We start from the raw sequence: 18,213 nt of genomic DNA on the forward strand, positions 1-18,213 counted from the left end.
TCCGAGCTCGCCTGGCAAGCGTGGCCCGGGCCGTCCAGCCCGGGCCACGTAGCGCCGGCTACTCTTCCACAACCTCAACTTCTTCGTATTCCTCGTTGTCCTCGCCCTCGTGAATGGCCTCGGGCGGAACCGCGCCCTGCTCCCCCGGCGCGGGTTGCGCAGGTGCAGGTGCCGGCGTAGGCGTGGGTGAGGGCCTCGCGGGCGCTTGCGTGGCCGGTGCCGGGCGGCGCATCGGGGTGGTGGGCTGCGGGAAGGGTACAGCCGGCTGATTAGCCAAAGCTGCGTTCATATAGTCGGAGAACATCTTGGCGGGGAACAGGCCGCCGTATACTTCCGAATGGTACTCACCCTTAATAACTGAGTCGAACATGGAAATATTGCCTTCCATGTGCCCCTGCCAGGTCACGGTAGCGAGCTGCGGGGTATAGCCCATGAACCACGCATGCCAGTCCTTATCGGAGGTACCTGTTTTCCCAGCAGCCTGGCGCCCGCGTAGCATCGCATTCTCACCGGTTGCTCCGGGTTCCACCACATGTTGGAGAACCGCATTCGTTTTGCGTGCCGTTTCCTTAGAAATGGCCTGTTGGCACTGCGGTTTACGCTCGGAAATAACGGTGCCGTCATGTTCTTCGATGGAGGTATAGGACATCGGATCGCAGCGAATACCATCATTGGCGAGGGTGGCTCCCGCCGTCGCCATAGAGAGCGGTGTCACGTTGTTCGTACCCAGAATCATCGGGGGAACAATATCGAAAGGCTCATGATCCCCGCGTTCCACACCCATGGCCTGGGCCTTATTCGCGATCTGGCACAGATCTAGCTTCTGGGCCATATGCGCGAAAGTACCGTTGGTGGACATACGGGTACCTTCCAGCACCGTACGCGGGCGGTTAGACTGCCCCAAATTACCCACTGGCCAGGCCGGCCCCGCAAGATTCGTACACGAGGCCTGGAAGGAACTTTGCGGCAGCAAGCCTTCGCTACTATCCACCACGTCATAGGCACTACGCCCGGAATCCAGCCATTCCACCAGGGTGAAAATCTTGAAGGTTGACCCGGACTGGAAACCGGCCCCGCCCCCCATATCCTGCGGCGCCGTCACATTCACCTGCGTCATCCGGGTATCCGTTTCATTCGGGACCCCGAAGCGGGTATTTTGCACCATCGACACAATATGCCCACTCCCCGGCTCCACGGAGACCAGCGCGGCATCAATTCCGGACTCATCATCCACGGGCTGGTGCGTCACCACCGAGTCATATGCCTGCTGCTGGCGCGCCGAATCCAGGGTGGTGCGGATAACTTTGCCACCTCGGTACAGCTGGCGGGTACGCTCGGCACGGGTGGCTCCCAGCGCTTTGTCATTGAGCAAATCCTTGACCACGTACTCGCAGAAGTAGGCGCTGATACCCGCCGAACCACACCCGGCCACCTGTTCCGATACATGCATATACGACTCAATCGGAGTGGCCTGAGCTTCCTTCATTTCCGCTTCGGTAATGAAACCGGAACGGTACATTTCGCCCAGCACCACATTGCGACGCTCGGTATTAGCTTCCGGATGGCGCACCGGATCCCACTGGGCCGGGTTCTGCGTAATTCCGGCCATCGTGGCCGCTTCCACCACCGTCAAATCCTTCGCGGATTTGGAGAAGTAGCGCTGCGCAGCAGTTTCTACCCCGTACTGCGAGGGGCCGAATTGGGCAAGATTGAGATAGCCGGTGAGGATCTCATCTTTCGTCATCGTTTTTTCGACGGCGATCGCGTAACGAGCTTCGTTGATCTTACGCGCAATGGTCTGTTCGGTAGCCCGCTTGATTTTCTCATTATCATCAGCGATACGCCCCTCTTCCAGAAGCGCATTTTTCACGTACTGCTGGGTGATGGACGAACCGCCCGAGAGCCCGCCCGAGGTGAGATTCGAGACCAGCGCGCTGACGGTGCCCTGCACGTCAATACCGTGATGCTCGTAAAAACGCCGGTCCTCAATGGCCACGACGGCGTTTTTCATATGCTGCGAGATCTGATCAGAGCGCACGTTAATCCGGTTCTCGATATAGAACCGGGCCAGCACCGATCCGTCTTTAGCCAGCAGCACCGTCTGTTCCGAAGGTTCAGTAAAGCCTAAGTCCTCCGGCACGTCGTCGAAAATACCGGTGACCGCATTGGCCGTGGTCCCCATAGTCATCACGAAAGGCAGCGCAATCCCCGCCATGAGGGCGCCCCCGCCGCACAAGGCGAGGAGCAGCGCCAGTACGAACGTTCCGATTTGCCGTCCGGTCGCTTGTTTTTTCGGGCTAGAACTCGACATACCCATAAGAATACTGACCCGGCGCAGCGAAAGAAACGAGACATACGCTTCCTCCCCGGGGTTCCCCACGGTTCTCCGGGCACGCCCGTACGTTCGCTCACCCCCTCGAGCACCCTCCACCACCACTCCACAAAGCGGACAAACGTAGCGCACGTCATAAAACGCTAATATTATGATCGTAAAACAGTAAAGAACTGCACCATAAGCCGTCACGCCGGAGTGAGGGGGATAGATGACCACAACACTAGCCCTATACCCGCATTGGGCAGATGCCGCCGCCTGCGCCGCTATCGATCCCGATTCACTTTTTGTGCGAGGAGCAGCCCAACGCCAGGCGCGCTCGATTTGTTTTCGCTGCCCGGTGCGCCTGCACTGCCTAGCCGATTCACTGGATGCAGAAATGATGTTCGGGGTATGGGGTGGGATGACGGAACGCGAACGCCGCGCCCTGCTGCGCCACCACCCGGAAGAACGCAATTGGCGCCGCCGCATTTTTGAAGGGCGCGATCCCCTAGCCCGTTCCCTGCGCGAGGGCGAAGGCTAAGCACGCCCCGGGAGCGCTGCGCCCGCGGGCAGCTGGTGCGGCGTCGTTCCACCGCAAGCACCGCAACTTCGCGCAGCCGTGCCCTTCGAGATAACCTATTATCACGCGCGGCATTCCGCGCACTCACACTCAACGATTCCGTGAGAGGCCTACGCATGGACACCATCAGCACCCGTCTAACCCAGCTGGGTATCGCCCTTCCTCCGGTTGCCGCTCCCGTTGCAGCCTATATCCCCGCCAAGCGGCACGGGGATACGGTGCGCACTTCCGGGCAGCTACCGTTCGTGGACGGCCAGCTGCCGGCCACCGGAAAACTCGGCGCGGAAATCACCGCGGAGGACGGCTATTCCTACGCGCGTATCGCCGGTATTAACGCCCTCGCGGCGGCCGCGGAGGTTGCGGGCGGCATCGATCGCATCCGCGGTATTTCGCACGTCACCGTATTCGTGGCTTCCGCCCCGAACTTCACCGCGCAACCCCAGGTCGCCAACGGCGCCAGCGAACTTTTCGGGGAGATTTTTGGCGGCGACGGCGCCCATACGCGCTCCGCCGTCGGCGTGAGTGTGCTCCCGCTGGACGCCCCCGTCGAAGTCGAAATCGAAGTGCTGGTGAACTAACTGCGCGGCTGGGCCTCCAGGAATTCGCGCACCTCAGCGCTGGGGATCTCGCGCGCGTAACTGCCGCCCGCGAAAGTTTCCATCGCGCCGATGCCGCGTTGGAATACGAAGCGGATGGCCCCGCCCAGCGATTTCTTATCGTGGCCCATGGCGCGCATAATATCCGCCACGCTCACTCCGGCGGGTAGCTCGGTAGGCAGGCCGATGGCGCGCAGCAGGGTATCCACCCGCTTGGCCTCCGTTTCGCTGAGGTAGCCGTAGCGCAACCCGAGCCGGCATTGCAGATTCAGCCCAATGGCCACGCATTCCCCGTGCGGGAGGGCGTAATCCAACGCGGCCTCCAGGGCCCGCCCGATAGTATGGCCGAGGTTGAGAGCCATGCGGCGGTTACCTTCGTGCACATCCGATTGCACCACCTCCACCTTGATTTCCGCATTGCGGCGGGCAATATAGCCGCTTAGCTCGGCATCGCCCACCATCTCCCGTACGCTCCCGCCGCGCCGCACGAAGTGGTCTTCCAGGATCTCGAAGAAATCGCGATCAGCCAGGCAAGCGTGCTTGACCGTTTCGCCCATGCCGTCACGCAACTGCGCATCGGTGAGAGTCGCCCAGCGTGCCACATCAATAAGAACGGCGCGCGGTTGGTGGAAAGCTCCGATGAGGTTGGTGGCCACCGGGGTATCCACCGCGGTTTTACCTCCGATAGCGGCATCCGCCGCGCCCACAAGCGTCGTCGTCATGGTGATATACGGAACCCCGCGCGTGAAAGTTGCGGCCACGAAACCGGCGAGATCGGAAACCACTCCGCCGCCCAGGGCCACCACTACGGTGTCGCGGTTGAAGCCGGCGGCGAGCATGGCATCTTCCAGCTGTTCTTTGGTGGCGCGGGTTTTGTTTTCTTCTCCGGCCGGGAAAACGAAGATCCGCGGGGCGCGAGGCGCGGGCTGAGACTGCGCGGCGCGGGTGAGGACATCCATGACCTGCGCGCCAATAAGGTCATTGACGGTGCTATCGGTAATAACCGCCACCCGGGAGCGGCTCAGCCCAGCCGCATCCAGCACCCCGGGGAGTTCACCGGCAAGATCGGTGCCGATAAGCAGCGGGTAGGACTCGTCAACGGTGCGAGTCAATTCAACATTGAGGCGGGTAACCATGTGATCCTCCTGGGAAGTAAAACTAGTGCGAACGCGGGGTGGCCCGAAGTTAGGCATGCCGGGAGTGCTGGGCTACCCACCAGTGCATAGCGATGGCCGCGGCCGCGGCGACGTTGAGGGAACGGGTGGAGCCATCCTGGGTGATTTCCACCGCGCCGTCGCAACGCTCGAGTAAATCGGGGGAAATTCCGGCGGATTCCTGCCCGAAAACCAGGAGGCAATTATCCGGAAGCTCGGATTGTTCCAGGGGCACCGCGCCTTCCTGGTTATCGATGGCGATGAGCTGATACTCGTGCTCGCGGGCCCATTCTTCCAGGTCAGCCGGGGTGGGATGGTAATACATCGTCAGGTAGCGGTCGGTAACAAGCGCCCCGCGCTTATTCCACTTGTGCCGCCCCACGATATGCACGCCACCCATATTAAAAGCATTGGCGCTGCGCACAATTGACCCAATATTGAGATCGTGCTGGAGATTCTCAATAGCAATATGGGCGCTCACGGCACGGGTTGCCATATCAGCCTTGATCGCTTCCACGCTCCAATAGCGATATTTGTCGACGACGTTACGGTGGTCGCCTTCCGCCAACAGCTGCGGGTCCAAACGGGGATCTTCCGGCCAGGGCTGCGGGTGTGGCCCCACCCCAACCGTGCGTTTTTCACCGTAGGGCGAGCCGCCCGGTTCGGGAATGCGGTGCGCGGGCAGCTCAGCACCCTCACCGGAGGCAGTTGCCGCAGGGACGTTGAGCGAATCGCAAGACTGGGAAGAATCTGTCACTCCCCTAGTCTACCGGCGAGCACGCCCCGAACACGGCGCACGGCCTTATTCACGGTCACCTCTGGAGGAGCCGCGTGTTTCGCTGGCGCCGTCGGCCTTGTACAGTGGTACACGTAAGCGCAATAAACGATTCGCCACCCCAGGCCCGGGTGCGGGAAACCCCAAGAAGTGGAGCAGCGATGACGAAGATGTGGAAACCTCTCGCGGTGGTAGCCGCCGGTGCCCTGATCCTGAGCGGGTGCGCGAATAATGCGCTGGTCACCCCGGAAGCTAAGCCCGGCCCGTTGATGAGCGAAGGGCACGGCCAGGGCGGCTCGGGCGGCGCTCCTCTCTTTGACGAAAGCATCTCGAAAACCGGGCAATTCACGCCGGTGGCTGATAACGCTCAGGCCCGTGAGATTATTAAGCGCGCCATCGCCAAACAGGATGAGGTTATTGCGAAAAGCTCGCAGGATTTCTTCGGCACCTCCCTGGGGCTTGATATGTCCATGGAGATTTCCGCGGACGTGCCCGGCACCGGCCCCGGGGTTGCCACGATCGATATTGATATCGATGTGGATTCCGGCACCCGCCTCATGGCCATGCAGATGGATATTGACGCCTCCGGGATTCCCGGGGCGGAAGCGGAAGGTATGCCCAGTAAGATATCCACCGCGATCTGGATCGGGGAAAGCCCGAAGCCGGATACCGTCACGGTGTATACCAATATGGCCGGCATCTGGAGTAAAACCGAGGAAAGCATGGCCGATATCATGGATTCCGGGGATGCTCCCACCTCGCCCGGCTCCTACCGCGGGGAAGATATTTTCCCGGATATTGATAGCACCCAAGTCTTTGAGGACGCGGAGAACTACCTTATTGTTGGCCCGCTCTCCGGTGCGATGGCGCAGGAAATGCAGGGGGCATCCCCCGGTTTGGAACTGGACGATTCCGCGAACCTGCAGGTGCGCATCGATAAGAAAACGTACGAGGTGCGGGGAATGGCCATCGTGGCTCCGGCCTACTTCCAGGGCCTACCCACCGAAACGCGGGTGCGCTGGGATTACCGCCAGGCCAAGCCTCTCCAGCTACCAGATGAAGCCCGCAAGGCTCCCGCTGGCAGCGGTAGTTTCTAATCCTGGGCGCGCCCGGCAGCTTGTCACAAGCCGCCGGGCCGCTTGCTTTTTTGCCGGGTAGTTTTTTGCTACGTAGCCGGGTGGTTTTTGCTACGTAGCCGGGTGGTTTTTGCTACGTAGCCGGGTGGTTTTTGCTACGGTGCCGGTCCGTTTTAGTTGCGCCCAGAAAGCCCCGGCCCGGCGAATTTCCGCACCAGGGAACGCGGTGCGATACGCAGCGCCGCGGCAGCCGCCTTGTAAAGCAGGGTGGGCGTAACAAGCACCCGCCCGCGCCGGCATGCCTCCAGCGCGGCATTCACCACCGCTTCGGGCTGGGCGAAAAGCAGATCGGCCCACTGGCTAGCATCCACCGCAGCCCGTTCGTGAAATTCGGTGCGGATAAGCCCTGGGGTCACGCAGGTGACCGATACCCCGGCCGGCGCCAGTTCCGCGGCCAGCCCCTCGGAAAAAGTACGCACCCAGGCTTTATGCGCCGAATAGGTACCCTGCGCGGTACCGGCCGTCATCGAGGAGACGTTGATAATTCCCCCGTAACCGCGGCGCGAAAATTCCCGCGCCGCCGCGTGACATGTGATGAGAACCGCGCGGACCATGACGTCGAGCGCTTCTTCTTCCCGTTCCCATTCGCCGGTAGAAAATTCCTGCCCCAGCCCAAAGCCCGCGTTATTGACGAGCAAACCGATGGGACGCGAATGCTGCGCTACCCGGCGCGCAACCGCACGTGCGTCGTCGTGCCGCGACAGATCTGCCGCGAGGACCTCCACCTGCACCCCGGCAACCTGGCGCAAGTCATGCGCAATAGCCTCCAAACGCGCCCGGTTACGCGCCACGAGCACGAGGTCATTTCCTTCGGCCGCGAGCTGCCACGCAAATTCCAGCCCGAGGCCGGCGCTGGCGCCGGTAATAAGAGCACTTCCCATAACCGCTATGGTAACGTGCCCGCGGCTCCCTACACTGGTGTTATGCGTATTGCCACCTGGAATATTAATTCTGTGCGCGCCCGCGCCGAACGCGCCCGCGCCGTCCTGGAACGCTGGGACCTGGACGCCCTCCTTCTACAAGAAACGAAATGCACGCCCGCGCAGTTCCCGCGCGAAATTTTTGAAGCCGCCGGGTATGAGGTCGCCTGCACCGGCCTCAACCAATGGAACGGAGTCGCGATTCTTTCCCGCGTGGGGATCGCGAACGTGCAGGTGGGCTTCCCCGGGCAGCCCGGTTTTTCTAAGGTCGACGACGACGGCGCCCTCCTCAGCGCGCCCACCGTGGAGGCGCGTGCCCTGGGAGCGCGCCTGGGTACCGGGCCGGACGCGGTCACGGTGTGGAGCCTGTATATTCCCAATGGGCGGGCTTACGGGGATCCGCATTTCCACTACAAGCTGGAGTTCCTCGAGGCACTGCGGGCCGCGGTGAGCGCGCGGCTGGGCGAGGAACCTGACTATCCGCTGCTGCTGGCGGGGGATTGGAATGTAGCTCCGCGCGATACTGACGTCTGGGATATTGATTATTTTCGGAACGACGTAGGCATGTATGTAACCGCGGAGGAACGCGGGGCGCTGGCCGCACTGCTGGAGGCCGGGGTGGAGGATATTACCCGCGCGGCCGAGGGAGCGGATTACACCTTCTGGGATTACCAGCGGCTGCGCTTCCCGAAGAATCACGGGATGCGGATCGATTTCGGTTTCGCTTCCCCGGCGCTCGCGGCCCGGCATACCCACTCCATCATTGATCGAGAGGAACGGAAGGGCAAAGGCGCTTCCGATCACGTCCCGGTCATTATGGAGTTCGCGGACTAGGCATCCTGGCTGGGGTGGACTGGCCGGCTATCCCAGCTGGGTACCTCAGCCAGGTATCTCAGCTACGCGGCGCGGGTGTGCTGGGCGCGGCGGGCGCGGATGCGCAGGTGTGCTGGGCGCGGATGCGCAGGTGCAAGATGCGCGCGCAGCCCAGCCCCGTGGCCGAGGCAATCATGGCGTAGAGGAAGGCGCGGGTGTAATCGCCGTCGTACATAGCACCTATCTGAGCGCCGAGCCGCGGGGCGAAAATAGCGGCCACCGAAAACCCGGTGAAGGCGAGCGCGTAATTAATGCCTTGCCAGCGCGGCCCAAAGCGATCCATCACGCAGGCGGGCATGATCGCGATGGTGCCACCGTAGCTCAGGCCGAGCGCGAGCAGGCCGCCCGCCAGGAACATCCCGCTGGCCAGGTTGCCGGCACCGCTCGCGGCGCCGAACGTACCCGCTCCCCCGAATACGTCGTGTCCACCCACGATGAGGAGCAGCAAGCCGAAAGCGTCGCAGCAAAAAGTGACTTCGAGGGTGCGGGCATGGCCGAGGCGGTCGGCAAGCCAGCCGAAGCAGAAACGCCCCGCGGTTCCGGCGCAGGCGTAGAGGGAGACGAAAAGCGCGGCGTTGGCCGCGGAGAAGTGGAACATTTTTGCCGCGATGGGAGCCGCATTGGAGACAATCATGAGCCCCGAGAAGGCCCCGGCGATGAAGATGGCGAAAATGAGCCAGAAATCAGGGGTCGCGAGCATTTGGCCGGTGGTGAGGGACGCGCGAGTGGTGAGGGACGCGCGGGTGGTGAGCGAAGCGCGGGCGCGGCCCTCGGGCGCCGGACGTGATTCGGTGGCGGGCGTCGATTCGGTGGCGGGCGCCGGACGTACTTCGGTGGCGGGCGCGGCGGGCGCGGCTACACCCTCCACCGGGGCGGCGCGATAATTTAAGGCCACGACGAGCGCGATCACCGCGTAAAGGCTCGCAAAGACCAGTAAGGTGGTGCGCAAGTCGCTGGAATCGAGAAGTCGCTGGGCCAGGGGCGCCATAACGATGCCAGAGGCACCGTTCACACAGGAAATAATGCCGGAAATAAGCCCGCGCCGGCCCGGGAAGAAACGTAGGGTATTGGAGAGCGCGGAGGTGAGCACCAGGCCCATTCCAATGCCACCGATGAGTCCGTAGCCGAGCACGAAGTGGACCGGGGAACTCGCGCAGGCTGCGCTGGCCCAGCCGATGGCCGCGCAGAGCGCGCCGATTGTTGCCGTCCACACCGCGCGGCCCCGGTCAATAAAGTACCCGCCTAGCAGCATGGGCAATGGGGCGAGGGCATTCGTGAGAGTGTAGGCACCCATCGCCGCGCTCAGCCCGTATAGCTGAGCGGCCGGGAGTTGGAAAATTGAGAAAACGTATGAACACCCGGTGATAAAGGTGAGCAGGCAGGCACAGACGAGCACCCGCCAAGGATGAACCTGACGCATGATTTCTCCGTCGTTACACGAAACCGCCAGCCGCGGCACGGCCAGCGGGTAACGCGGAGGCGGCGAGCCGGCGCACCGGGCGCCGGGCGTCGGCACGAAGCCGCATACCGGGCACGGGCATATGACCCGCACGTCGGGCATAAGCACTCCACCCGCGTTACCTACGGTAGCGTAACTTAGGGGTGGGGTGCAGACCTTGCTATCTCATTATTCGACCATCGGTACCCGTGTGCGAGCTTGCGTTTGACAGCAAGCAACGGGTGAGAAGTATCCACAGAATCGCCAAACGTCGCCCTTGTCCACAGGGCGGTAAAAAGCTCTTTTTTGTGTCCCTATGCCATGCGAGAATGGCGGAGAAGGACGGGGAAAACCACCCGGAACTATGCAATTGAAGGAGCAAAGTCATGAGTTTTGTTAGGGGACGCAAGTTGTTTCCAGACCTTACTTTTACATCGCTTGAAGATGTTCTCAAGCGCAAAGAGGAAATTTTGCGTGAGGTCAGGATGACCCGCGAAGAATTCGACCAGCGCGCTGATAACTACCAGCTCGGACCCGACGAGTCTGACGCTTATTTCGAGATGGTAGGTCTGGATCGTTTCGAGGAGTATTACCGTGGTGAACGAACACTTGGATGAGCATGCCGATAAATTTGCGGCACATCTACAGCTGATTGGGAAGTTGATTGACCCTGAATTTTCACTATCCACGCAGAAGGTTACAAAAGGAGATCTTCCGCTAAAAAGACTGTCGGGGCGCATTTGCGTTGATCGTCTCCTTTTTATCCGTTTCGATTACGAGGTTTTCCTGGATTCCGAAACTGGATCTCTCACTGTTAATGAATCAACGTTCTCGGTCACCCGGGGAGCAAAAAACAGCGAGCCTTTGGCGCGTTGGGACTATATTCGCTCACCACGCTCGAATATTCCCTGCGCGCATATCCAGGTACATGCCCATCGTGACGAATGGACACATGCTTTGCTCCTGGGCGGTCACCATTCCCGTCGCTCTCGCCGGCGCATCAAGAACGAAGCCCGCACTCCCCGTATTGCCGATGTCCATTTCCCGGTGGGCGGGCACAGATTCCGGCCCTGCCTGGAAGAAATCATCCTTTTTGTTATTGACGAGTTCGGGGCCCAATGCACACCCGAAGCCCGCGCAACACTCGAGCAAGGCATGCGGGAGTGGGAGGAGATCCAGCTGAAAGCCGTTGTGCGCGATAACCGTGCCAATGTGCTCCAAGCCCTCGAAGCATAACCACCCGAGAAAAATTGGGGGCCGATAGCGGAAACCAGGCGGCACGTATGGGAATGGCACGTAGAAGACCTCATACGGCCAGAGGGGCCCGTGCACAAAGCTGTATGCACGGACCCCTCTCAGTAAAATAGGCCGCCCGCATAAGAAGCAGCTAGAGCAGCTCCGCCACTTCCGCGATGGAAGGATGCACGTAATCCGGGCGGTAGGGGAAGTTCACGATTTCCTCCTGGGCCGTCGAGCCGGAGAGCACCAGGTGGGTTTGCAGCCCGGCTTCCATGCCCGCGAGGATATCGGTATCCATCCGGTCCCCTACCAGCGCGGTTTCTTCGGAATGTGCGTCAATAAGATTGAGGCCCTTGCGCAGCATCACCGGATTCGGCTTGCCCACGTAATAGGGCTGGCGGCCGGTGGCGGCGGTAATCATGGCGGCCACCGCCCCGGTTGCCGGAATCGGCCCCAGATCGGAAGGACCCGTCACATCCGGGTTGGTGGCAATGAACCGGGCACCCTTATTAATGAGGCGGATCGCGGTGGTAAGCGCTTCAATGGAATAGGTTCGGGTTTCCCCAAGGACCACCACTTCCGGATTGACGTTCGTCATCACGAAACCGACGTTGTACATCGAAGTGGTGAGGCCGGCTTCTCCCACCACGTAGGCACGCTTATTTTCGACCTGATCCGCAAGGAAATTCGCGGTTGCTGCCGCCGAAGTCCAAATATGATCTTCCGGGACGATCAGTCCGGCAGCTTCCAAACGCGCGGAAAGATCACGCCGGGTAAAAATCGAATTATTGGTGAGAACGAGATAGGGGTACTCTTTTTCGTTGAGTTTATTGAGAAAATCCGCGGCACCCGGAAGCGCCTTTTCTTCGTGGATGAGCACACCATCCATATCGGTGAGCCAGTTCTTAATCACTCGTGTCATACCGCCATGATATCGAGTTTCGCAGGTCCCGAAACATGCCGAGGGCCCCGGGCCGGCCGCTCAAGCTCGCGCCTGGCGCAAATATCGATATACGGTGGGCTCGGAAAGATTCATCGCGAGCGCCAGGTCGGTTACCGCACCGCGCAGCTGGAAGAATCCATCCTCGTCGAGCGAACGCACCACTTCCAGGCGTTCGGCTTGGGTGAGGTGGTCCACCGATACGTGATAGCGCGAAAGCACCGACTCCATGGCAGCCGTTTTCATATCAGCAACGGAGGATGCCAAAATTTCCGGCTTTTCCTCCGTCGCCTCCTTGCGCCGTTCGGGATTGGGGAAATACAAGGCCGAAATTTTTTTGACAGTTTCGTCCAGTTGCCGCAGCACGGTTTGGTCAGAATTAAGGCAGAGCATCCCAATGATGCGGCCCCGTCGTCGTATAAAAAATGTGGACGAACGCAAGGTGCGCGCGCGACCCGGCGTAATCGCTTCGTAACCGGTGAGGTAATCGGCCGTGGTTCCTTCGCCGGCACGCAGCACCCGCAACATGAGATCGGTGGCCGGGGAGCCCACAGTACGCTGGGTGACATGCGAGTTGGCGATGGCGATAACCGAATGGTCGAGGTCGCTCACATCGTGGAGCACAACCTCGGTGCTCTCCCCCAGCGCCACCCCGAGGAATTCGACCAGCGGCTTGAAAGAGGCCACATATTCGCTATCTTCCCGGGATATCGCTTTGCCGGAGGTCACCTCGCGGGAGATTACCTCGCGGGAGATTACCTCGTCGGATATCGCTTCGTATTCCGCCGACTCCATGGCACCGGCTCCTTCCTCCGTACGGCCCCATTACTGTATCTTCTGACAAAATATCTTAAATGACGGGCATAGTGCGGGGGTGCGCACTACAGTGAGTGGCACCCCCGATTTTTTACCCCGCTTTACAGGGTTTCTTCGCCCTTGGCGATGTAGGAATCCATCTCCTTATCCGGAACCATATTGCCGCCGGTAATCCACGTGAGGTGCGTGGCACCCGCGAGCTTCTCCGGGGTGAGCCCCGCCCGCTCCAGGTATTCGCTCGCGGCGAGCACGTGGAAGGGGCCCTCGAAGGAGGTCGAGGAGGAAGGCTCGATGCGCAGGCCCTCGGTGTGGGCCAGGAGCGCCACGTTTTCGTACATGGTCTGGTCCTCAACGGTGTAGTAGCCGTCGATGAGGTACTGCATGCGCGAACCCACGAAAGCCGAGGGACGCCCGCAGGCCAGGCCGTCCGCGGCAGTGAGGTTATCAATACCGAAATCTTGCACCGCGATCTCGTCATGCTTGCCGGTCATAACGCCGAGGAACATCGAGGGCGAATGGGTCGGCTCAGCGAAGATGCAGTGGACGTTGTCGCCGAAAACGGTTTTGAGGCCGAAAGCAACGCCGCCCGGGCCACCACCCACCCCGCAGGGGAGGTAGGCGATGAGCGGATGCTCGGCATCCACCGTGACATCCAGGGACTGGAATTGGCCTTGCAGGCGGCGCGCGGCCACCGCGTAACCGAGGAAGAGCGAGGGGGAATTCTCATCGTCCACGAAGTAGGCGGTGGGATCCGATTCGGCTTCCTTGCGGCCCTGCGCCACCGCAACCGAGTAATCCGATTCGTATTCCACCACGTTCACGCCGTGGGAGCGGAGCTTATCCTTCTTCCACTGGCGAGCATCGGCGGACATATGCACCGAAGCCTGGAAACCTAGCTGGGCGGACATAATCCCGATGGATAACCCCAGGTTGCCGGTGGAACCCACCGCCACCTTGTATTGGGAGAAGAACTTTCGCGCTTCTTCGGTATCCAGCTTGCGGTAGTCATCCTCAAGGGTGATGAGGCCGGCTTCCAGCGCGAGTTCTTCGGCGTGCTTGAGTACTTCGTAAACCCCGCCGCGGGCCTTGATCGATCCGGAAATGGGCAGGTGGGAATCAAGTTTCGCCCACAGCTGGCCCGGGATCTCCACTCCCTTTCGTTCGGCGAGCTGAGCCTGCATGGTAGGAACCGCCACCAGCGGGGATTCCAGGATGCCAGCCGTGGGGCGGGCGGCAGGGAAAACCTGCTTGAGGTAGGGGGCCCAGCGCTTGAGGCGCGCTGCGGCGTCGTCCACATCAGCCACGGTGAGGCCGACCTTTGCCAGACCTTCCGCGGCCGGCAGCACCTCCGGATTGAACCAGTCCGCGACCTTGAGATCCACGAGGTCCTGAATAAGCGGGTAGTCCTCCACCCATTGCTCGAGAGTTTTTCCAGCGATAGTTGTCATGACTGAGTCCTTTCTCAGATTAGTTAGTAGATAAGTGCGAGGCGCCACTTCTACGCCATCTCAGCGCAAACCGCAACCCTACTCCACGCGGCCTTTAGATGACGAGATGAAGCAGCATGGTCATGCACAGGGCCACCACCGAGGCAATAGTGGTACCCACGGTGAGGGTCTTGAGCGCATCCCCCACCGAGATGCCCATGTATTCCTTGTACAGCCAGAAGAGCGAATCGGTTACGTGGGTGAGACCGATGGCGCCGGCGCCCACGGCGATAGCCATAAGCGCGGGACTGAGATCCGGGGATGCTTGCAGCATCGGCAGCACAATACCGGCCGCGGAAATCATGGCGACGGTGGCGCTACCTACCGCGAAGTGCAGCACGATAGCGATGAGCCAGGCGAGGATAAGCGGGCTGACCGGCAAGCTTCCCATGGCGCCCGCGATGGCCTTGTCCATACCAGAGGCCATCAGCACCGCGTTGAAGGCACCGCCCGCACCGATAATGAGGAGCACCCCACCGATGGGCGCGAAAGAAGAATCGGTCACCGACGACAGATCCGAAAGCGACTTGCCCCGCGAAATCCCCAGCGAGAAGTACGCGAAAATCACCGAAATGAGGAGCGCCAAAATCGGGTTACCTACGAGGTCCACGAATTGGCGCACGCCGTTTTCCTCCGGAAGGGTCTGATCCGCAACGGTGCGGCACACCATAATAATGAGGGGCAGCAGAATCGTGAGGAGAGTAATCCCGAAACCGGGCAAGGTGCGCTCCGCTGCATCATCTTTGAGGATGGTTTCGCCCGCAGCAAGCGCGTCACTATGTGCCTCGCTCGGTTCGTGGCCCGGTTTTTCTGCGGCGACGACGCCGCTTACCTGGCCGGCGCGCGCAGCAACGTGAGCACGTTCAAGCTGACGCAGCCCAATTCCGGTGTAAAGCGGGCCGCCGATAAGAGCGGCCGGGATCCCCACAATAAGACCGAGCATAATAACCATGCCGATATCTGCGCCGAGGGTGCCCGCGATAGCGGTAGCGGCGGGGTGCGGGGGCAGGATGCAGTGGACCACCATGAGGGAGATAGCCAGCGGCACTCCTACCCGGATCTTCGAGCACCCCACTTCCTTGGCCACCACGAAAACGAGGGGAACCAGGAGCACGAAGCCCACTTCCACGAAGACCGGAATACCGGCAATCAAGCCGAGGAATGACATAACAATCGGGGCGCGTTTCTCACCGAAAACCCGAAGCATCCCCTTGGCGAGACGTTCGGCTCCGCCGGATACTTCCAGCATTTTCCCGAGAATTGCGCCGAAGCCAATAATAAGAACAAGGAATCCGAGGGTTCCGCCCACGCCTTGTTCGAGTACATCGCCCACTTCCGCGGGCTTCACGCCCGTGACCAGCGCGACAGTAATCGCCGCGATGGTCAGGGCGATCGAGCCGTGTAATTTCAAGCCGACGATGAGCACAACAACGAGCACAATCGCGGCGATGAGGACTGCGATCAGCCCTCCGGTTCCTAGGGTCATCATAACCTCCCGTTAGCGCCACATCAGTGTGGCCTATTCCCAGCCTACACACACGAAGATACTTTTGTCATCATGATAAGTTTATTATCACGCTGTGGCGCAGCTTGCACCAGCCCGAAGTTTTCCGCGGGCATGGCACACTTGAACCATGCCTGTGGATAACCGCCTCGCTTCGGATTCTTTTTCGTTCCCGCACGCGCTCGGAGTTGTCGACGCTGCCGGGCGCTGCACTTTTTCTTATGGGAATACGCGGGAAATATATCCCTACATGTCGGTAACGAAGCTGCTGGTGGCCTGGGCGACCCTTATTGCGGTGGAGCGCGGCCTGGCGGATTTTGACGATCCGGCGGGCCCTCCCGGTGCCACGGTTGTCCATCTTCTCGCACATGCTTCCGGTTTGCCGGAGGAGGAAGGGCCGGTACGAGCAGGCGTAGAGGAGAAACGCATTTATTCGAATTACGGTTTTGAGGTGCTCGGTGATTATTTGGAGCATCAGACCGGGATGTCGATTCAAAATTGGGTGCGTCGTGTTGTTATTGAGCCGCTGCGCCTAAGCTCGGTCGCGGTGGAGGCGAGCCCTGCTTATTCGGCGGTGGGGAATCTGCGTGACTTGGCGCGTTTTTCCGGGGAGTTGCTGCGGCCGCGTCTTATTTCTCCGAAGTTAGCACGCTACGCCCGCGCCGTGCATTTTGATGGATTGCCCGGCTTGCTGCCCGGCTACGGGTGGCAGCGCAATAATACCTGGGGTTTGGGCATGGAGATCCGCGGGGAGAAACATCCCCACTGGACAGGCCCGTCGTTTTCGCCGCGCACCTTCGGCCATTTCGGTCAATCAGGTTCGTTCCTATGGGTAGATCCGGAGCTCGGCAAGGCCGGGGTATTCCTGGGCGCTCAAGCTTTCGGGCGCGAACACCGAAAGTTCTGGCCGGCACTAACCGAGGAGATGCGCGGCCTATAAAAATAGCGCCCGCGGCAGGTGCTCCTACCACGGGCGCTATTTCTAAGGGACTCGCTCAGAGAGCTACGATTTTATTCTTCACCTTCGCCGTTCGGGGAAACGAGAATCTTAACCGCGGTTTCGTTGCGGTTGATGAGGGTATCGAAGCCCTTGTCTACGAGGTCTTCCAGGTTGATCTTGCCGGTGATGAACGGGGAGACGTCGATCTTACCCGAGGCAACCAGTTCAATTGTTTGCGGGTGGGTGTTCACGTAGGCGATGACGCCGCGCACATCCAGTTCCTTCATGACCACGGAGTGCATATCAATATTCGGCTGGTGTCCCCAGATGGACATATTGACGAGCACGCCGCGCGGCCCGAGCGCCGCGATGAGCTGGTTGAGTACCACGTCCACCGAGGTGCATTCGAAGGCAACATTGGCACCTACACCACCGGTGAGCTTCTTGGTTTCCTCCACGATATCGACTTCGCGGGGATCCCAGGCGTAGTCGACCACGCCGGCATCGACGGCGCGCTGGCGGCGCAGTTCGGAGAGTTCCGACACCGCGACCGTAAGCCCCTTGGCCTTGAGGACCGCACAGCAGAGCACACCGATGGGACCGGCACCGCCCACCAGGGCGAAGTTGCCTTCCTTGACGTCGCCGCGATCCACGCCGTGCACGGCCACGGAAAGCGGCTCGATGAGCGCGGCTTGGTCGAGCGGGATGTTATTCGGGATTTTGTGAACCCAGCGCCGCTTGACGACGATGTTTTCGGCAAGCCCACCACCGCGGCCGCCCAGGCCGATGAAGTTCATATCGGGGGACAGGTGGTAGGTGGTCGATTCCGGGCCGGTGTCCACGCTATCGCGGATAATATACGGTTCGACGACGACGTGGTCGCCAGCTGCAAGGTCCGTCACGCCTTCGCCTACTTCGGCGACGACGCCGGACATTTCGTGCCCGAGGGTAACCGGTACTTCCTCACCGGAAATCGGATGAGGATGGTCTTCCGCGGGACAGAAGATGGGGCCGTCGAGATATTCGTGAAGGTCGGTTCCACAGATACCGCACCAAGCAACCTTGACCCGCACAGTGCCGGGCTCTAGCGGCTGCTCTTCGATATCTTCGATGCGAATGTCGTGATTACCGTAGTAACGCGCTGCTTTCATATCTCCTCCATTGGGTAGACCGTGCGCGGTTGCGCGCCTTTTAGTTTACTCTACGACGACGCATTTTTGAGGTCCAGGCCACTTTTTCGCTTGACGCTGGATTGGAGGCACGCCCTTGCTTTTGAGCTGAAACGAATGACCCTACTAACCACGGCCCCCAGCAAGTACACCACTCCCGCATCTATCACAAGGTGCGGCCGAGAGCTATGGGCCCGAAGCAATAGTGAGCTCGGCCCGGGGTTAAATGTGTGTGGGGTGTTACCCAACCGAGTAACACCCCACACACAATAAGAAACATGGCGGCAGCAACCTACTCTCCCACACCCCACCGAGTGCAGTACCATCAGCGC

17 protein-coding genes are annotated in these 18,213 nt (G+C 60.6%); 7 read left to right on the plus strand and 10 right to left on the minus strand.

Features of this window, described 5'->3' with window-relative positions; genetic code table 11:
• Positions 1–58 precede the first annotated feature (58 nt).
• Entirely contained in the window at positions 59–2,311 is a 2,253-nt protein-coding gene (locus QP828_RS08550; protein WP_274734477.1) for a transglycosylase domain-containing protein, read from the minus strand.
• A 232-nt stretch (positions 2,312–2,543) separates the two neighbouring features.
• On the opposite strand from QP828_RS08550, the gene QP828_RS08555 reads away from it, so the two are divergent.
• Together QP828_RS08555 and QP828_RS08560 are read left to right on the plus strand one after the other, a co-directional pair.
• Complete coding sequence (locus QP828_RS08555; protein WP_126135740.1) at positions 2,544–2,855, plus strand: WhiB family transcriptional regulator; 312 nt, start codon at positions 2,544–2,546, stop codon at positions 2,853–2,855.
• A 155-nt stretch (positions 2,856–3,010) separates the two neighbouring features.
• The gene (locus QP828_RS08560) at positions 3,011–3,472 is read left to right on the plus strand and encodes a RidA family protein (RefSeq protein WP_274734479.1); all 462 of its coding nucleotides are present in this window, start codon (positions 3,011–3,013) and stop codon (positions 3,470–3,472) included.
• Here the strand turns inward: QP828_RS08560 and aroB are convergent.
• Together aroB and QP828_RS08570 are read right to left on the minus strand one after the other, a co-directional pair.
• Positions 3,469–4,626 carry a 3-dehydroquinate synthase gene (gene aroB, locus QP828_RS08565; protein ID WP_274734480.1) on the minus strand — a complete coding sequence of 386 codons (1,158 nt, stop codon included), beginning with the start codon at positions 4,624–4,626 and terminating at the stop codon, positions 3,469–3,471. The genes QP828_RS08560 and aroB overlap by 4 nt on opposite strands.
• Before the next feature lie 49 nt (positions 4,627–4,675).
• Complete coding sequence (locus tag QP828_RS08570; protein ID WP_375712916.1) at positions 4,676–5,401, minus strand: TrmH family RNA methyltransferase; 726 nt, start codon at positions 5,399–5,401, stop codon at positions 4,676–4,678.
• Between the two features lie 179 nt (positions 5,402–5,580).
• On the opposite strand from QP828_RS08570, the gene QP828_RS08575 reads away from it, so the two are divergent.
• A complete protein-coding gene (locus tag QP828_RS08575; protein ID WP_274734481.1) occupies positions 5,581–6,516 on the plus strand; it encodes a hypothetical protein in 936 nt (311 codons plus the stop codon).
• A gap of 152 nt (positions 6,517–6,668) precedes the next feature.
• Here QP828_RS08575 and QP828_RS08580 read toward each other — a convergent pair whose 3' ends face one another.
• Positions 6,669–7,436, minus strand: a complete 768-nt coding sequence (locus QP828_RS08580) for an SDR family NAD(P)-dependent oxidoreductase (protein ID WP_274734482.1) — start codon at positions 7,434–7,436, stop codon at positions 6,669–6,671.
• Positions 7,437–7,478: 42 nt separating this feature from the next.
• Between QP828_RS08580 and QP828_RS08585 the strand changes: the two genes are divergently transcribed.
• Positions 7,479–8,309, plus strand: coding sequence for an exodeoxyribonuclease III (locus QP828_RS08585; protein ID WP_274734483.1), 831 nt, complete (start codon positions 7,479–7,481; stop codon positions 8,307–8,309).
• 58 nt (positions 8,310–8,367) lie between these two features.
• Here the strand turns inward: QP828_RS08585 and QP828_RS08590 are convergent, their stop codons facing one another.
• Entirely contained in the window at positions 8,368–9,768 is a 1,401-nt protein-coding gene (locus QP828_RS08590; RefSeq protein WP_274734484.1) for an MFS transporter, read from the minus strand.
• A 404-nt stretch (positions 9,769–10,172) separates the two neighbouring features.
• Between QP828_RS08590 and QP828_RS08595 the strand changes: the two genes are divergently transcribed.
• Positions 10,173–10,403 (plus strand): hypothetical protein, encoded by a 231-nt coding sequence (locus tag QP828_RS08595; protein ID WP_274734485.1) that lies wholly within the window; start codon positions 10,173–10,175, stop codon positions 10,401–10,403.
• Positions 10,381–11,022 (plus strand): hypothetical protein, encoded by a 642-nt coding sequence (locus QP828_RS08600; protein ID WP_274734487.1) that lies wholly within the window; start codon positions 10,381–10,383, stop codon positions 11,020–11,022. Before QP828_RS08595 ends, QP828_RS08600 begins: the two co-directional genes overlap by 23 nt.
• A 151-nt stretch (positions 11,023–11,173) precedes the next feature.
• Here the strand turns inward: QP828_RS08600 and QP828_RS08605 are convergent, their stop codons facing one another.
• From QP828_RS08605 to QP828_RS08620, 4 genes are all read right to left on the minus strand, one after another.
• Positions 11,174–11,947 carry an HAD-IIA family hydrolase gene (locus tag QP828_RS08605; protein WP_026429073.1) on the minus strand — a complete coding sequence of 258 codons (774 nt, stop codon included), beginning with the start codon at positions 11,945–11,947 and terminating at the stop codon, positions 11,174–11,176.
• Between the two features lie 60 nt (positions 11,948–12,007).
• On the minus strand, positions 12,008–12,760 hold the full coding sequence (locus QP828_RS08610; RefSeq protein WP_274734489.1) for a helix-turn-helix transcriptional regulator: 753 nt from the start codon (positions 12,758–12,760) through the stop codon (positions 12,008–12,010).
• A gap of 122 nt (positions 12,761–12,882) precedes the next feature.
• A complete protein-coding gene (gene dsdA, locus QP828_RS08615) occupies positions 12,883–14,229 on the minus strand; it encodes a D-serine ammonia-lyase (RefSeq protein ID WP_274734491.1) in 1,347 nt (448 codons plus the stop codon).
• A 94-nt stretch (positions 14,230–14,323) separates the two neighbouring features.
• A complete protein-coding gene (locus tag QP828_RS08620) occupies positions 14,324–15,754 on the minus strand; it encodes a GntT/GntP/DsdX family permease (protein WP_274734492.1) in 1,431 nt (476 codons plus the stop codon).
• 148 nt (positions 15,755–15,902) lie between these two features.
• Between QP828_RS08620 and QP828_RS08625 the strand changes: the two genes are divergently transcribed.
• Entirely contained in the window at positions 15,903–16,712 is an 810-nt protein-coding gene (locus QP828_RS08625) for a serine hydrolase domain-containing protein (RefSeq protein ID WP_274734494.1), read from the plus strand.
• 71 nt (positions 16,713–16,783) lie between these two features.
• On the opposite strand, the gene QP828_RS08630 is transcribed toward QP828_RS08625, so the two are convergent.
• Positions 16,784–17,863: a 2,3-butanediol dehydrogenase gene (locus tag QP828_RS08630; protein ID WP_284891567.1), complete on the minus strand. Its 1,080-nt coding sequence runs from the start codon at positions 17,861–17,863 to the stop codon at positions 16,784–16,786.
• Positions 17,864–18,213 lie beyond the last annotated feature (350 nt).

It is taken from the genome of Actinotignum sanguinis (assembly GCF_030230305.1).
Taxonomy (GTDB): Bacteria; Actinomycetota; Actinomycetes; order Actinomycetales; family Actinomycetaceae; genus Actinotignum; species Actinotignum sanguinis.